Source organism: Enterobacter sp. LU1 (assembly GCF_008271405.2).
GTDB classification, from domain to species: Bacteria; Pseudomonadota; Gammaproteobacteria; order Enterobacterales; family Enterobacteriaceae; genus Enterobacter; species Enterobacter hormaechei_C.
On record NZ_CP043438.2, the window covers coordinates 1,297,805 to 1,313,155 of the forward strand.

Annotated in this window: 17 protein-coding genes and 1 pseudogene; 4 read left to right on the forward strand and 14 right to left on the reverse strand. The window is 53.3% G+C overall.

Annotation, left to right across the window (positions count from 1 at the left end; genetic code table 11):
- Window positions 1-147: 147 nt before the first annotated feature.
- Complete coding sequence (pagP, locus tag FZF21_RS06225; protein ID WP_017382475.1) at window positions 148-723, forward strand: lipid IV(A) palmitoyltransferase PagP; 576 nt, start codon at window positions 148-150, stop codon at window positions 721-723.
- Between the two features lie 190 nt (window positions 724-913).
- Entirely contained in the window at window positions 914-1,123 is a 210-nt protein-coding gene (gene cspE / locus FZF21_RS06230; protein WP_002439184.1) for a transcription antiterminator/RNA stability regulator CspE, read from the forward strand.
- A gap of 219 nt (window positions 1,124-1,342) precedes the next feature.
- Here the strand turns inward: cspE and crcB are convergent, their stop codons facing one another.
- Window positions 1,343-1,726, reverse strand: a complete 384-nt coding sequence (crcB, locus tag FZF21_RS06235) for a fluoride efflux transporter CrcB (protein ID WP_017382474.1) — start codon at window positions 1,724-1,726, stop codon at window positions 1,343-1,345.
- A gap of 67 nt (window positions 1,727-1,793) precedes the next feature.
- Here crcB and FZF21_RS06240 point away from each other — a divergent pair, with 67 nt between their 5' ends.
- The gene (locus tag FZF21_RS06240) at window positions 1,794-2,582 is read left to right on the forward strand and encodes a deaminated glutathione amidase (RefSeq protein WP_045907127.1); all 789 of its coding nucleotides are present in this window, start codon (window positions 1,794-1,796) and stop codon (window positions 2,580-2,582) included.
- A 125-nt stretch (window positions 2,583-2,707) separates the two neighbouring features.
- Window positions 2,708-2,911 carry a twin-arginine translocase subunit TatE gene (tatE, locus tag FZF21_RS06245; protein WP_003858723.1) on the forward strand — a complete coding sequence of 68 codons (204 nt, stop codon included), beginning with the start codon at window positions 2,708-2,710 and terminating at the stop codon, window positions 2,909-2,911.
- Window positions 2,912-2,990: 79 nt separating this feature from the next.
- Here the strand turns inward: tatE and lipA are convergent, their stop codons facing one another.
- The 13 genes and pseudogenes from lipA to lptE form a co-directional block, all read right to left on the reverse strand.
- A complete protein-coding gene (gene lipA, locus FZF21_RS06250; protein ID WP_006809637.1) occupies window positions 2,991-3,956 on the reverse strand; it encodes a lipoyl synthase in 966 nt (321 codons plus the stop codon).
- A gap of 207 nt (window positions 3,957-4,163) precedes the next feature.
- On the reverse strand, window positions 4,164-5,117 hold the full coding sequence (locus FZF21_RS06255; RefSeq protein ID WP_017694314.1) for a YbeF family transcriptional regulator: 954 nt from the start codon (window positions 5,115-5,117) through the stop codon (window positions 4,164-4,166).
- A gap of 291 nt (window positions 5,118-5,408) precedes the next feature.
- A complete protein-coding gene (gene lipB, locus FZF21_RS06260) occupies window positions 5,409-6,050 on the reverse strand; it encodes a lipoyl(octanoyl) transferase LipB (protein ID WP_149121006.1) in 642 nt (213 codons plus the stop codon).
- Between the two features lie 94 nt (window positions 6,051-6,144).
- On the reverse strand, window positions 6,145-6,408 hold the full coding sequence (gene ybeD / locus FZF21_RS06265; protein ID WP_003858718.1) for a DUF493 family protein YbeD: 264 nt from the start codon (window positions 6,406-6,408) through the stop codon (window positions 6,145-6,147).
- 107 nt (window positions 6,409-6,515) lie between these two features.
- A complete protein-coding gene (gene dacA / locus FZF21_RS06270; RefSeq protein ID WP_003858714.1) occupies window positions 6,516-7,727 on the reverse strand; it encodes a D-alanyl-D-alanine carboxypeptidase DacA in 1,212 nt (403 codons plus the stop codon).
- Window positions 7,728-7,866: 139 nt separating this feature from the next.
- Window positions 7,867-8,973, reverse strand: coding sequence for an endolytic peptidoglycan transglycosylase RlpA (gene rlpA / locus FZF21_RS06275; protein ID WP_023303295.1), 1,107 nt, complete (start codon window positions 8,971-8,973; stop codon window positions 7,867-7,869).
- A 16-nt stretch (window positions 8,974-8,989) separates the two neighbouring features.
- Window positions 8,990-10,102, reverse strand: coding sequence for a peptidoglycan glycosyltransferase MrdB (gene mrdB / locus FZF21_RS06280; RefSeq protein ID WP_015571139.1), 1,113 nt, complete (start codon window positions 10,100-10,102; stop codon window positions 8,990-8,992).
- A 2-nt stretch (window positions 10,103-10,104) separates the two neighbouring features.
- Entirely contained in the window at window positions 10,105-12,006 is a 1,902-nt protein-coding gene (mrdA, locus tag FZF21_RS06285; protein WP_015571138.1) for a peptidoglycan DD-transpeptidase MrdA, read from the reverse strand.
- Between the two features lie 28 nt (window positions 12,007-12,034).
- Window positions 12,035-12,502 (reverse strand): 23S rRNA (pseudouridine(1915)-N(3))-methyltransferase RlmH, encoded by a 468-nt coding sequence (gene rlmH, locus FZF21_RS06290; RefSeq protein ID WP_003858701.1) that lies wholly within the window; start codon window positions 12,500-12,502, stop codon window positions 12,035-12,037.
- 3 nt (window positions 12,503-12,505) lie between these two features.
- Window positions 12,506-12,823 (reverse strand): ribosome silencing factor, encoded by a 318-nt coding sequence (gene rsfS / locus FZF21_RS06295; protein ID WP_003858696.1) that lies wholly within the window; start codon window positions 12,821-12,823, stop codon window positions 12,506-12,508.
- Window positions 12,824-13,091: 268 nt separating this feature from the next.
- A complete protein-coding gene (gene nadD, locus FZF21_RS06300; protein ID WP_047737886.1) occupies window positions 13,092-13,757 on the reverse strand; it encodes a nicotinate-nucleotide adenylyltransferase in 666 nt (221 codons plus the stop codon).
- A complete protein-coding gene (gene holA, locus FZF21_RS06305) occupies window positions 13,750-14,781 on the reverse strand; it encodes a DNA polymerase III subunit delta (RefSeq protein WP_032671314.1) in 1,032 nt (343 codons plus the stop codon). Before holA ends, nadD begins: the two co-directional genes overlap by 8 nt.
- Before the next feature lie 83 nt (window positions 14,782-14,864).
- Window positions 14,865-15,350: pseudogene (gene lptE, locus FZF21_RS06310) on the reverse strand (LPS assembly lipoprotein LptE); the annotation flags it as partial.
- Window position 15,351 lies beyond the last annotated feature (1 nt).

Here is a 15,351-nt window from a genome sequence, read left to right on the forward strand (position 1 = left end):
TGTGCTTATTCAGGCATGCAGTTTATGTATCCTCAGATTATTCCCAGGAACGGGATGGTAATTAGGAATAACACCCATGCTGTTAAGCGTTCATTCAAGTATTCTGTGTTAAGGTCTGCACCGAATACTAAATATGGTAATGGCATTGTGATTGTACGAATTAAATTCCCCCTGATTTTGTTGTTTATTATTGGGCAGTTATCGTTTGCGTCTGCGGTTAATGCAGACAGCAATACAGCGGATAAAGGCTGGTTCACCACCTTCACGGATAACGTTGCGCAAACATGGAATGAACCTGAGCATTACGATCTCTATATTCCGGCCATTACGTGGCATGCACGTTTTGCCTACGATAAAGAAAAAACTGACCGTTATAACGAGCGTCCGTGGGGGGCCGGCTTCGGTCAGTCTCGCTGGGATGAAAAAGGTAACTGGCATGGCCTGTACCTGATGGCGTTTAAGGACTCCTACAATAAATGGGAGCCTATTGGTGGCTACGGCTGGGAAAAAACCTGGCGTCCGTTATCAGACGACAACTTCCGTCTGGGGCTGGGCTATACGGCAGGGTTCACGGCGCGTGATAACTGGAAATACATTCCTGTTCCGGTACTGCTGCCGCTTGCCTCCATCGGCTATGGTCCGGCAACGTTTCAGATGACCTACATACCGGGTACCTATAACAACGGTAACGTTTACTTTGCCTGGATGCGGTTTCAGTTTTAACTGAATTTTTCTGCTAAATCGGCCAAAAAACGCACAGACATTGAAATGTAAAGGATAAAAATCGAACAGCGAAAATTAACGCGACTTTTGTCACTTTTTATCAAAGATCCGCTGGACAAAACGCCTCACAATTGTTGTACTGATACCCGACACAGCATTTGTGTCGTTTTTTAATGTAAAGGTAATTTTGATGTCTAAGATTAAAGGTAACGTTAAGTGGTTTAATGAGTCCAAAGGATTCGGTTTCATTACTCCTGAAGATGGCAGCAAAGACGTGTTCGTACACTTCTCTGCAATCCAGTCTAATGGTTTCAAAACTCTGGCTGAAGGTCAGCGCGTAGAGTTCGAAATCACTAACGGTGCCAAAGGCCCTTCTGCTGCTAACGTAATTGCTCTGTAATTCAGACGCGTCAGCAAGAATTTCAAAACCCGCTCAATGAGCGGGTTTTTTTCGTTCTGAATCAACCAATAAGATAGATCTTCAGGAAGCTGGCCACAATCGCGACGCTTAGCAATACCATACCCACGCCTGACAGAGTTTCTTTCATGCTATCACCCTCGTTCAATATTGAGCCAAGAGTGACAGAGAAAAATTAAGCCAACATTAAGGTTGCCGCGCTTAATGTCCGCTGGCGGAGGAAAATAACCAGAATGCGATCGCAGTCATCGCAAACGAGCCAAGCATGTTAACGGCAATGTTGGTCAGCGCCCAGCCCATCCGGCCTTCCTGAAACAGAAAGACCACCTCCGCAGAGAAGGTAGAAAACGTTGTTAAACCGCCGCAGAAACCAGTTGTAATCAGAACCTTCCACATAGGGTCGATGTTGGTCATGCGATTAAACCAGGCCAGCCCCATCCCAATAATAAACGCCCCGATCAGATTTGCCGCCAGTGTCCCCATCGGAATGGCCTGATGCAGGGGGTTAAACCGCATGCTTAAGAGCCACCGCGCAACGCTACCCGTGCCTCCACCAATAAAAACGGCTATAAGTAGTTGTAACACTGTCAATACCTGCTATTTGCTGTGTAAGTGCATCGAGTGTAACGCTGTTTTTAACCGGGGGACAATTATGTATGTTGCAGTAGGGCAGTTCGCGGTGACGCGGGACTGGAATGAAAACGCGGAAAAATGCGTCTCCCTGATGCATCAGGCGAAGCAAAAGGGGGCATCGTTGCTGGTACTTCCCGAGGCGTTACTGGCCCGTGATGATGGCGATCCAGACCTGTCGGTAAAGTCTGCGCAAACGCTGGAAGGGGCGTTTCTGAAACGACTGCTGGCCGAAAGCGTTGGCAACACGCTCACCACCATCTTGACGGTCCATGTTCCGTCCTCGCCGGGGCGCGCGGTAAACACGCTGGTGGCGATACGTGAGGGTGCCATCGTCGCGAGCTACGCCAAACTTCATCTGTATGATGCGTTCAGCGTTCAGGAGTCGCGCCTGGTCGATCCGGGGAGTGTAATTCCGCCGCTGATTGAGGTCGAGGGTTTTAAGATTGGCCTGATGACCTGCTACGATATCCGTTTTCCCGAGCTGGCGCTGAACCTGGCATTGCAGGGGGCCGAGGTGCTGGTTCTGCCTGCCGCGTGGGTCAAAGGACCGCTTAAGGAGCATCACTGGGCGACGCTGCTGGCAGCACGTGCGCTGGATACCACCTGTTACGTGGTAGCCGCGGGTGAATGTGGTAACAAAAATATCGGGCAGAGCAGGGTTGTCGATCCGCTGGGGGTGACGGTTGCGGCAGCAGCGGAGACGCCTGCGTTATTGCTGACGGAGATAATTTTCGCCCGAATAGCGCTTGCGCGTCAGCAATTACCTGTTCTGCGCAACCGCAGGTTTGCGCCACCGCAATTAATGTGATGTTTTTTTCAACAATGCTTGATTCACCTTGTTACAGATTGCTATTGTGTGCACGCGCCAAATGACCGTTAATACGTTCAGGTTTTTTGGCGGAATGCAGCCTGTTTCATGTAAAGAAGGTATTTATGGGTGAGATTAGTATTACCAAACTGCTGGTGGTTGCCGCACTGGTCGTCCTGCTGTTCGGTACCAAGAAGTTACGCACGCTGGGTGGAGACCTGGGTGCTGCCATTAAGGGCTTTAAGAAAGCAATGAACGATGACGACGCGGCAGCGAAGAAAAGTGCCGAAGATGACATCACTGCACAGAAGCTTTCACACAAAGAGTAATGGCAATGCTGCAAGGCTTGCATAAAAAACCGGCTCACGAGGCCGGTTTTTTGTTTTACTGTAAATAAATTTTACAGCTTTATTTCACTTCTTCGCCCTTCGCCTGCATATCGGCGTGATAAGAGGAGCGAACAAACGGACCGCACGCGGCATGGGTAAAGCCCATCGCCATCGCTTCGGCTTTCATTTCATCGAACTCATCCGGGCTCACGTAACGCTGTACAGGCAGGTGGTGACGGCTTGGCTGGAGGTACTGGCCCAGCGTCAGCATGGTGACGCCGTGGCGGCGAAGATCGCGCATCACTTCAATGATCTCAGCGTTGGTTTCACCCAGGCCGACCATCAGGCCAGACTTGGTAGGAATATGCGGATGGGCTTCTTTAAAGCGTTCCAGCAGCTTCAGCGACCAGTTGTAGTCTGCACCGGGACGTACCTGACGGTAGATACGCGGTACGTTCTCCAGGTTGTGGTTGAATACGTCTGGTGGCGTCGCGGTCAGGATATCGAGCGCGCGATCCATACGGCCACGGAAGTCCGGCACCAGCGTCTCAATCTTAATGTTCGGGCTTTTTTCGCGGATGGCGGTAATACAGTCAGCAAAATGCTGAGCACCGCCATCGCGCAGATCGTCACGGTCAACGGAGGTGATAACAACATAACGCAGCGCCATATCGGCAATCGTCTGCGCCAGTTTTTGCGGTTCGTTTGCGTCAGGCGCAACAGGACGGCCATGGGCAACGTCACAGAACGGACAGCGGCGGGTGCAGATGGCACCCAGAATCATAAATGTCGCGGTACCGTGATTGAAACATTCAGCAAGGTTAGGGCAGGAGGCCTCTTCACAGACAGAGTGAAGGCCATTTTTGCGCATCGCCGCTTTGATCCCCTGGATACGCGAAGAGTCGGCCGGAAGTTTGATTTTCATCCATTCCGGTTTTCTTAACAGCGCCTCGCGCTCTGTAGCCACGTTTTTAACCGGGATAAGGGCCATTTTATCGGCATCGCGGTATTTAACACCGCGTTCCATCACAATGGGTTTACTCATAGCGTGCGTGTTCCAGTTGCGAATATCGAAGGAAAGCGTTTCAATTCAAGGGAATGTTGTAATTATCAACTATTTTTGAACGAACGACAGGCAGTATATCATTTAAAGGGGCGATAAAGCAGCCTGCCAGGTCGCCAATTTGTAAAATAGTTGTTGTTTTGTGCCTTTTGCCCCGCTTGCGGCAGGGGCTTGTGCTGAAAGGCGGGATCAGAACGCCTGGCGGATCACGTTAATGACGTTTTCCAGCACCGGATCGCGCAGGCTTAGCTTGTTGTAATGCAGTGAGATTTCAACAGATTCCGTCGTAAGTTGACTCAATGGAATGCTCTCCAGCGGCCAGCACTTTTGAAGCAGAGTGAAGAGACGCACAGGCATAATACAGAGCAAATCGCTGCTGCCAATCAGGGCCGCAAGGGTAAACATATTGTAACTGCTGAAGCTGATCAGACGGTCCGGGAACAGTTCGTCAATACGCTGGCGCAGCGGATCCGGACCCTGTCCCTCGGACATAAAGGTTGCATGTTCGTAATGACGCAAATTTTCAGGCGTCAAAGCTGCGCCCAATGCAGGATGATTCTGACGACACACGAGCGCCAGAGAGTCGGTATAGAGAACGTTATGCCCTAATGCCCTGGCCGCGAAGCTGTTGCTGTCGATGATCAGGTCCGTCTGGAATTGTGCCAGCTGAGTTTCCGGATCGTTAACGGGCACGTTGCGGATCAGCAGCTGTGGCGCATGCTGTTTAACAGCCTGGTAAATAGCGGGCATGACCAGAACGCCCACAGAGGGAGAGGTGCCTATGGTGATGGTTCGTTGCTTATCGTAACTGCCGGTGAGATCCAGCGCGCCCAGAATCGATTCCAGACCCTGGCTGATGTACTCATGCAGATGGGTGGCGTACGCGGTGGGGGTTACGCCCTGGCCTTTACGAATAAATAAGGGATCGGGAAATATCGCGCGCAATTTTTGAATTGACTGGCTAATAGCGGAGGGCGTGAGATTAAGAATTTTCGCAGCATTAACGATACCTTTGTGGACATATACCGCCTCAAAAATAGTCAATAAATTGAGATCAATATTACGTAAAGTCCGGAAAATTTGCGGCTTATCTTCGCCGCTGGTTTCATTCAGGCGTTTGGCTGGTAAATTAGTAGGCTCCACGCTCTTACTCCGTATCCATTCACAATATGAATGATAGTTGAATTTATTTATTATGCTTGCAGAGATTCGTAAAGTGTTTCGCAAGTTTCCCTTGTTTATCGAAAACAAGCAGTTGGGTGATTATCACGCACGTTACACGATACCCGGTGATGGTACTATTAAGGTTCTAATTAATATGGGACGCTAATATATGGGCGACTCGAAAATATAGAATATGCGGTTTATTGTAAAGCGTAAATGCGGCAATTAAGCAGTGGCTGGTCAAATAACCGAACCACTGCCGGAAGTGTGTTAAGCAGCAATATATTCGTAGTCAGGATTGTTAAGCAGCGCTAAAAACTTCTTCAGAAGCACGGGGCGGATATTCTCAGGGGTGGCGGTATAAACCCACTGGCGCATTTGCGTCATTTCCATACCGGCATACCCGCATGGGTTGATGCGCTGGAAAGGGGTCAGATCCATATTGATATTCAGCGCCAGCCCGTGGAACGAGCAGCCTTTACGGATACGCAGCCCCAGCGAACAGATCTTCATCTCTCCAACATAGACGCCCGGGGCATCGGCGCGAGGGTGAGCATCGATACCGTACTCAGCGAGCGTGTTCACCACGGTTTGTTCCAGTAAGGTCACGAGCTCACGCACGCCCAGCTTTCTGCGTTTCAGGTTAAGCAGGACATACATTACCTGCTGGCCCGGGCCGTGGTAGGTTACCTGTCCACCGCGATCGCTCTGGATCACCGGGATATCACCCGTCATCAATAAATGTTCGGCTTTTCCTGCCTGGCCTTGAGTAAACACCGGCAAGTGTTCAACCAGCCAGATTTCATCAGGGGTGGTGTCATCGCGCATATCGGTAAATTCATGCATAGCCTGAGAGACTGGCTCGTAAGGCTGTAGCCCAAGATGGCGGACAAGAATTTTATCCTGGTACAAAAGGACGTCTCCGAAGACAAGGGAGAATAGGTAACGAGGAGTATATCACAGCGGGGAAGTGGGTTACCCGGCAAACCGGGTAACCGCAGGGGGACTACAGCACCATACGAACAATTTCGATATTGCCGAGCTCTTCGTACAGCGTCTCAACCTGCTCAATGTGTGTCGCAGTGATGGTGATTGAGACCGAGTGGTAGTTACCTTTGCTGCTCGGTTTGACTGATGGAGAGTAGTCACCCGGCGCATGGCGCTGTACCACTTCAACCACCTGATCAACCAGCTCAGGTTTCGCCAGACCCATTACTTTGTAAGTAAAAGGGGTAGGGAATTCAAGCAGTTCGTTAAGTTTGGTTTTCATGTCAGCTCCGGCGTGTGTATAAAAAATAATAACTCCCGCCACGGGGCGGGAGTTTTACTGATACGTAGTATATGGGGATCAAAATCACACTTTCAAGTGTTCAATTTTTAACCAAACCAGTGATGGAACATCAGCTTAATGTAATCAATGATTTTGCCGAAGAAATTGCCTTCAGGAATTTCCTCCAGCACCACCAGCGGGCGCTGATCGATGGTTTTGCCATCCAGCTGGAAGTTAATGGTACCCACGACCTGATTCTTTTGCAGCGGGGCGTGCAGCTCGGTGGTATTCAGCACGTAGCTGGCTTTCAGATCTTTCATACGACCGCGTGGGATCGTCAGATAGAGATCTTTGTCCACGCCCAGGGAAGCGCGGTCGTTATCGCCAAACCAGACAGGTTCAGAGGCAAATTCTTTACCGGCTTTCAGCGGGTTCACGGTTTCGAAGAAGCGGAAGCCCCAGGTCAGCAGCTTTTTGCTTTCCGTTTCGCGGCCTTTAAACGTACGTCCCCCCATCACGGCAGAGATCAGACGCATCTGGCCTTCAGTGGCGGAGGCCACCAGGTTATAGCCGGCTTTATCGGTGTGGCCAGTTTTGATGCCGTCGACGTTCAGGCTGTTGTCCCACAGCAGGCCGTTACGGTTGGTCTGACGAATGCCGTTGAAGGTGAACTCTTTCTCTTTGTAGATAGAGTACTCGTTTGGCACGTCGCGGATCAGCGCCTGACCGATCAGTGCCATGTCACGCGCGGAGCTGTACTGACCCTCGGCGTCCAGGCCGTGAACGGTCTGGAAGTGGCTGTTTTTCAGGCCCAGGGCGGAGACGTAGCTGTTCATCAGGCCCACAAACGCGTCCTGGCTGCCCGCTGCAAAATCGGCCATGGCCACGCAGGCGTCGTTACCGGACTGCAAGTTGATGCCACGGATAAGCTGAGAGACCGGAACCTGCATGCCTGGCTTCAGGAACATCAGCGATGAACCTTTGAACACCGGGTTGCCGGTTGCCCACGCATCGTTACCGATAGTCACCAGGTCGGTTTCTTTGAATTTGCCTGCTTTCATGGCCTGGCCGATAACATAGCTGGTCATCATTTTGGTCAGGCTGGCCGGATCGCGGCGGGCATCGGCGTTCTGTTCTGCCAGAACTTTGCCGGAGTTGTAATCAATCAGGATGTAGGATTCCGCGTCGATCTGCGGAACGCCAGGGATCATGGTCTTGATGTTCAGGTCGTCCGCGTGAGCTGCGGAGAACGCAGCAGCGCAAAGGGCCGTGGTCAGCGCCATGCGCTGCACAAAACGAGCAGAAAAAGTGGTCTTCATGGTCAGAACTACGACATCCGTGATGGAATTAAAAAAAGTGCCTTACTATAGCAAATGCTATACGGGCAGGCATCCGACTTTCATCATGAGAGTGTTAACGTGCTTTACACAAACTGACATTTCGGATACCACCGAATAATTATTTTGCAACAGCGATAAACGACTGGAGCTGCGCCTCGCTCTGCAAACGCTGTTGCAGGGACGCTGCCTGCGATTTGCTGGCAAATGGACCCATCTGGATACGCCATACCGCACCGTTTTGCTCAACGCGGCCTGGCACGCCAAACTGCTTGCTTAAACGCTGCTGATATTGCTCTGCACGGGTCCGATCGCTGACGGCGCCAACCTGAACCACGTAGCTGCCGCTCGCCGTCGCAGGCGCCGCCGTCTGCGTAGCAGCAGGCGCGGTCACCGGGGCGGGTTGTGTAGCGGGTGCAGCAGCGACGGGCGCAGGCGCTGGGGCAGGTTCATTTGATTCAATCACGCCCGGCGCTAACGTGGTGGGTGCGCCAAGGAAACCACTGCTTTTCACCGGGGCGCCTGTCGCGTCTTCACTTTGCAGCGTATCGTTGCTGATAGCGCGCACTTCACCCTGCGGCTGTGCGGGCTCTGCCGGCGTTGAAGCGCCCCCCATACCACCGCTCAGATCCGGGCGAGCGGGCAGGGCATAGGTCTGTTTCGCGACCGTGGTACAGGCCGTGCCCGGGCCAGACAGTGAACCATCCTGCGCCACGATAATCGGGTCGATACGCACTTTAGTATTGTTTGAGGTGTTCAGACGGTCGGCCGCCGCGCGGGACAGGGAGATCACGCGATCGGTGCCGTAAGGACCGCGATCGTTGATACGCACCACGATCATTCGGCCATTCGCCAGGTTAGTGATGCGTGCATAGCTCGGGACAGGCAACGTCGGGTGTGCCGCCGTGATCTGCATCGGATCGAAGGTTTCACCCGACGCGGTCAGATTGCTGCCGGGCTCAGCGTCATAGATGGCAGCAAAGCCAGCCTGGCTGAAACGGGAAGGATCCTGAACGATTTTATAGCTTTTACCGTCGCGCTGATAATCCTGATTCACGCTGGCGTTCAGCGGTTCATAAACGGGATCGGCACCGCTAATCTCAACAATCGGGCCATTACAGACCGCAGGCTGCGGCGGCGCGACGGTTGCCTGTTGCTGACCATCATCACTTGTACAGGCGGCAAGTAAACTTGCTGCGATGCAGATCCCCAGCCACTGCTTACGCATTGCGATCCCCTTATTTTTATACGCTTTTGGACAACATTTTCCTGTGGGTATGGATCGACATGACGATACCAAACCCGGCCATCAACACGATCAGTGCCGAGCCCCCGTAACTCACCAGCGGCAGCGGTACGCCAACAACCGGCAGAATACCACTCACCATACCAATATTTACGAAGACATAAACGAACAAAATCAACATTAATCCGCCTGCCATCACGCGACCAAAGGTGGTTTGCGCGCGCGCGGCAATCCACAAACCTCGCATGATCAGCAGCACGTAGAGTGCAAGCAGCACCAGGATGCCAACCAGCCCTAACTCCTCAGCCAGAACGGCAAAGATAAAGTCGGTGTGGCGTTCCGGTAAAAATTCGAGCTGCGACTGCGTACCGTGCAGCCAGCCTTTACCACGCAGGCCTCCGGAGCCAATCGCAATCTTCGACTGAATAATATGATAGCCTGCGCCCAGCGGATCGGTCTCGGGATCGAGCAGCATCATAACGCGCTGACGCTGGTAATCATGCATCAGGAAGAACCAGAGGATGGGGATAAACGCGGCAACCAGCACTACGGCGATACCAATCAGACGCCAGCTCAGGCCGGACAGGAACAGGACGAACAGGCCGGAGAGGGCGATAAGAATTGAAGTACCGAGGTCCGGCTGTGCGGCCACGAGCAGCGTCGGCAGGAAAATCAGCACCAGCGCAATGGCGGTATTTTTCAACGACGGCGGGCAGACGTCGCGGTTAATAAAGCGCGCCACCATCAGCGGGACGGCGATTTTGGCGATTTCCGACGGCTGGAAGCGGACAATCCCCAGATCCAGCCAGCGTTGCGCCCCTTTCGAGATGGCGCCGAAAGCATCTACTGCCACCAACAAAATGATACAGAAAATATAGAGATAGGGCGCCCAGCCCTCGTACACGCGCGGCGGTATTTGCGCCATCACCACCATAATGACCAGACCCATGGCGATCTGGCCGATTTTACGCTCCATCATGCCGATATCCTGGCCGCTGGCGCTCCAGATAACGAGGGCGCTATAGACCAGCAGAGCCAGCAGGATCAGCAGCATGGCAGGGTCGATGTGGATCTTGTCCCACAGCGATTTTTTATTCGGATTATCCGTCATGATTATTGGTCCTCCGCCGCAGCGGCTGCCGGGTTTTCAGCTGGCAGTTCGGTGTTGTTGTCACCCAGCATGATGTGGTCAAGGATTTGACGCATGATGGTACCCACCGCCGGGCCTGCGCCGCCGTTCTCAAGAATCATCGCCACCGCAACCTGCGGGTTATCATAAGGGGCAAACGCCGTCATGAGCTTGTGGTCACGCAGACGTTCGGCAATTTTATGTGCGTTATAAGTTTCATTCGCTTTCAGACCGAAGACCTGAGCCGTACCTGATTTCGCGGCTACCTTATACGGTGCGCCAGCGAAATATTTGTGCGCCGTCCCGTTAGGGCGGTTGGCTACACCGTACATGCCGTCTTTCGCGATTTCCCAGTATCCGGAATGAATGTCACCCACCGGCGGCTCGTGCGGCTGTATCCACGGCACTTTTTTGCCGTCTTCAACGGTGCTTTGCAGCAGGTGCGGCACTTTCACAACGCCATCGTTAATGAGGATCATCATCGCCTTGTTCATTTGCAGCGGCGTTGCCGTCCAGTAGCCCTGGCCGATCCCTACCGGAATGGTGTCACCCTGATACCAGGGTTTTTTAAAGCGCTTCAGCTTCCATTCGCGGGTTGGCATGTTGCCGGAACGCTCTTCCGCCAAATCTATGCCGGTGTAATGCCCGTAGCCGAATTTGCTCATCCATTCAGACAGACGGTCAATACCCATGTCGTAGGCGACCTGATAGAAGAAGGTATCCGCCGACTCCTCCAGTGATTTGGTCACGTTCAGATGGCCGTGGCCCCATTTTTTCCAGTCGCGGTAGCGTTTCTCAGAGCCAGGCAACTGCCACCAGCCGGGGTCAAACAGACTGGTATTACGGGTGATGACGCCCGCGCTCAGCGCAGACACGGCAACATACGGTTTAACCGTTGAAGCTGGAGGATAAACCCCCTGCGTCGCGCGATTCACCAGCGGCGTGTTTGGATCGTTGAGCAGGCCGGAGTAATCCTTGCTGGAGATGCCATCCACGAACAGGTTCGGATCGTAGCTTGGCATCGAAACCATCGCCAGAATGCCGCCGGTACGCGGGTCGGTCACAATAACCGCAGCACGGCTACCCGCCAGCAGCGTCTCGATATACTGCTGTAGCTTCAGGTCGAGCGTCAGATAGACGTCATGCCCCGCCTGCGGGGGAACCTCTTTCAGCTGACGGATCACGCGGCCACGGTTGTTAACTTCAACCTCTTCATACCCGGTCTGACCGTGCAGCACGTCTTCGTAATAACGTTCGATCCCCAGCTTGCCAATATCATGGGTTGCGGCGTAGTTAGCCAGCTTGCCGTCTTTATCAAGGCGTTCGACGTCTTTATCGTTGATTTTGGAGACGTAACCAATGACGTGCGTCAGCGCGGAGCCGTAAGGATAGTAGCGGCGTTTATAGCCTTTGACTTCCACACCGGGGAAACGGTACTGGTTAACGGCAAAACGGGCGACCTGCACTTCCGTCAGGTTGGTTTTTACCGGAATGGAGGTGAAGCGGTGAGAACGTGCGCGCTCTTTTTTGAACGCAGCGATATCGTCATCAGTCAGGTCGACAACGCTTCTCAGCGCGTTTAGGGTATCCTGCACGTTATCCACTTTCTCGGGCATCATCTCTATCTGGTAGATGGTGCGATTAAGCGCCAGCGGCGTGCCGTTACGATCGTAGATAATGCCGCGGCTGGGCGCGATGGGCACCAGCTTGATACGGTTTTCGTTTGAGCGGGTCTGGTAATCGGTATAGCGGACAATTTGCAGATTATAGAGGTTGGCGATCAGCACGCCGGTAAGCAGCAAAATCCCCGTAAAGGCGACCAGCGCCCGGCGCACAAACAGCGCGGACTCAGCCGTATAGTCGCGAAAAGAATTCTGTAGTTTCATCCGCTGCTTAAATTACCCTGGTCAGTCATTACTCGCGGTGATAAGGGTGGTTGGTAGTGATGCTCCATGCGCGATACAAACTTTCTGCCACGAGAACCCGTACAAGCGGGTGGGGCAGCGTCAGCGCCGAGAGTGACCAACTTTGTTCTGCTGCCGCTTTGCAGGCGGGAGATAACCCCTCTGGTCCGCCAATCAACAGACTGACGTCCCGACCATCCTGCTTCCAGCGCTCCAGTTCGTGCGCCAGCTGCGGCGTATCCCAGGGTTTGCCCGGGATATCGAGGGTCACGATGCGGTTTTTGCCTGCGGCAGCCAGCATCAGCTCTCCCTCTTTATCGAGAATACGTTTGATATCTGCGTTCTTGCCGCGCTTTCCTGCTGGGATCTCCACCAGTTCGAACGGCATATCTTTTGGAAAACGACGCAGATACTCAGTAAAACCGGTTTGTACCCAGTCCGGCATTTTGGTGCCGACGGCGACCAGTTGCAACTTCACGCATTAACCCCAGAGTTTTTCCAGCTCATACAGGCGACGGCTCTCTTCCTGCATGACGTGGACAATCACATCGCCGAGATCGACAACCACCCAGTCAGCGGTCGCTTCACCTTCAACGCCCAGCGGAAGCAGCCCTGCCGCGCGCGATTCCTGAACAACATGGTCAGCAATCGAAACAACGTGACGAGTTGAGGTCCCGGTGCAGATGATCATGCAGTCGGTGATGCTGGATTTACCCTTAACGTCGATAGCGATGATGTCCTGACCTTTCAGGTCATCAATTTTGTCGATAACAAAATCCTGGAGTGCTTTACCCTGCAAGTTTTCCCCCTGGGTGTATGAGATTGTACAACTATGAATTCGTGGTCAGTCAGTATACCTGAACTGACGCCAGTCGCGGGACAAATGTCACCGCCCGGCTTTTGAAGGCGGGTATCATCCCACCCTCCGCCTGATATTGCATCGCCATTTTTGTAAAACAATTTCTGTAAAGCAGCGATCGGCGGGAAAGTCTGGCAGCGGAGGATATCAGTATGGCTTAGCCTGTCAAGGCAGGATAATCATTAACGGACAATTTCGCCGGCGATGCTCAGACATCTGTACTTTTCTGATACAGACCGTGCGCATGGATATAGGCCAGCACGGGCGAGGGGAGGAGATCGTCACAGTCTAAACCCTGCTGGAGACGCTCGCGGATGAGGGTTGCGGAAATATTAAACCACGGCGTTTCAGCGAGGTAAATTTTCCCGGCGGGGAGACTGTGCAGGTCTTCTATATTGTCCGTCAGATGCGCGTCAAGCCACTGCTGATGCTGTGCGTCGCGCATGGTCAGCGGGTAGCCCGGACGGCGGCAGACCAGCAGATGACTGTTTTCCAGAATGGTTTCGTACTGGTACCAGCTGGGAAAGTTGAGCAAGGAATCCTGGCCGATGATAAACGCCAGCGGTTTCATGGGCCCCTGCTCATCGCGCCACTCCCGCAGCGTTTGCGATGTCCAGGAAGGGGTATCCCTGCGCAGTTCACGCTCATCAAGCGTGAAGAGAGGCTTATCGGCGATAGCCAGCGCGAGCATCGCTTTACGCTGCTCGCTGGTTGCTTCTGGCTGAGGACGGTGCGGCGGAACATTGTTGGGCATGATGATTACCCGCTGCAACCCAATCAAATTCGCGAGGATTTCTACCGGCTTAAGATGCCCATAGTGTACCGGGTCGAAGGTCCCGCCATACATTGCCTGTAAAGAATGCATATCACCCATCGATAAATACGTCTGCCAGCGCCTTATGGCAGAGCAGCAAAGAGAGGCTCTCCAGCTCCGCCCAGACAGACTGGCCGTAATCCTGTTTTAACGTCAATTCGGCGCGCATCAGAAGTTGTACTGCCTGACGCAACTGCTCCTGGCTCAGGCGGTTTATCGCCTCCGTGGTCATCGCCCGACGGTTTTGCCAGACGCGATGTTTGTCGAATAAGGCGCGCAGGGGCGTGTGTGCTGACTGGCGTTTAAGGTTGTTCAGCAGCAGTAATTCGCGCTGGAGCGTACGGAGCAGAATGACCGGCTCACTCCCTTCCAGGCGCAGCTGTTGCAGGATGTGCAGAGCACGCTTACTTTTCGCCGACAGCAGCGCATCAACCCAGTGGAAGGGGGTAAAGTGCGCGGCATCATTCACCGCCTGTTCCACGCGCGGCAGCGTCAGCTTACCATCGGGCCACAGCAGGGCGAGCCTGTCCAGCGCCTGCGCCAGTGCCAGAAGGTTGCCTTCGTAGCAGTAGCACAGGAGCTGACTGGCGGCCTCATCCAGCTGCAAATTGTGCTGCTTTGCTCGCGCGGCAACCCATTTTGGCAGATGCGCCTGCTCTGGCGTCTGGCAGGTGACCAGCACCGCACTGGGGGCTAGCCGGGTAAACCAGGCCGCGTTTTCCTGCGCTTTTGTGAGTTTGTTGCCGCGTACGATAAGCAGCAGATCGCCGTGTAACAAACTCACCAGCATAGCCAGCTGTTCATTGATGGCAGCGTTAGGTCCATTCTCTGGCAGCAGGATCTGGATTGTCTGACGAGAGGCAAACAGGCTCATGGCCTGACAAAGCGAGAAGATAGCGTTCCAGTCGGTACTGTTATCGATCTGGAACGTATGATGCTCATCGAAACCCTGCGCGGCTGCCGCATGGCGAACCGCATCAAGGCTTTCCTGAAGTAACAGGGGGTCGTTGCCGAGTAGCAGATAGGCCGCGCGCAGCCCTTCGTTGAGCTGCGCGCGGAGTTGTTCAGGATACAACCTGATCATCAGTTACCCATGAAAGTTGAATCCAGATTTGATTTAACATCTGGTTTCTCAATGATGTCAGCACCTTGTCTGGAAGTTGCCATAATACTTGGCAATTTACGAATCAGCTGTTCTGCTGCCTTATCATACATTTCATTGATAATTATTTGCTGCTCAGCGCTTTTGGCTAGCGCTGTTTGTGGGTTATCAAAGAAGGAACGATAAACTTTGGTATTGATCGGATAAATGTCCTTACCCGGCAGCAATACTGTTGCGTTAACCGACATTACCATCTGGTACTCTGCCGTACGACCATCCTGGAAAATAGAAGCCGTGTCTTTATTCAGACTCATTCCCAGAAGACGGAACGATGGCACGTCCTGGCGAAGTGTTCCTTTCTCAATAATTTCAACGCCGTTCAAACGCAGCTGGTTACGAACGGCCCGGCTCAGCGGTCCGTTCGGATCGGATGAGTCGAAGATCATCGTTTTCATCTGAGCTGGCACTGCCGTGGTGTTGCGCAGGTGCCAGCCGCAGCCAGCGGTGACAAGCACCGCCAGAGATAAGAGTATTGTTGCCAGTTGTCGCACG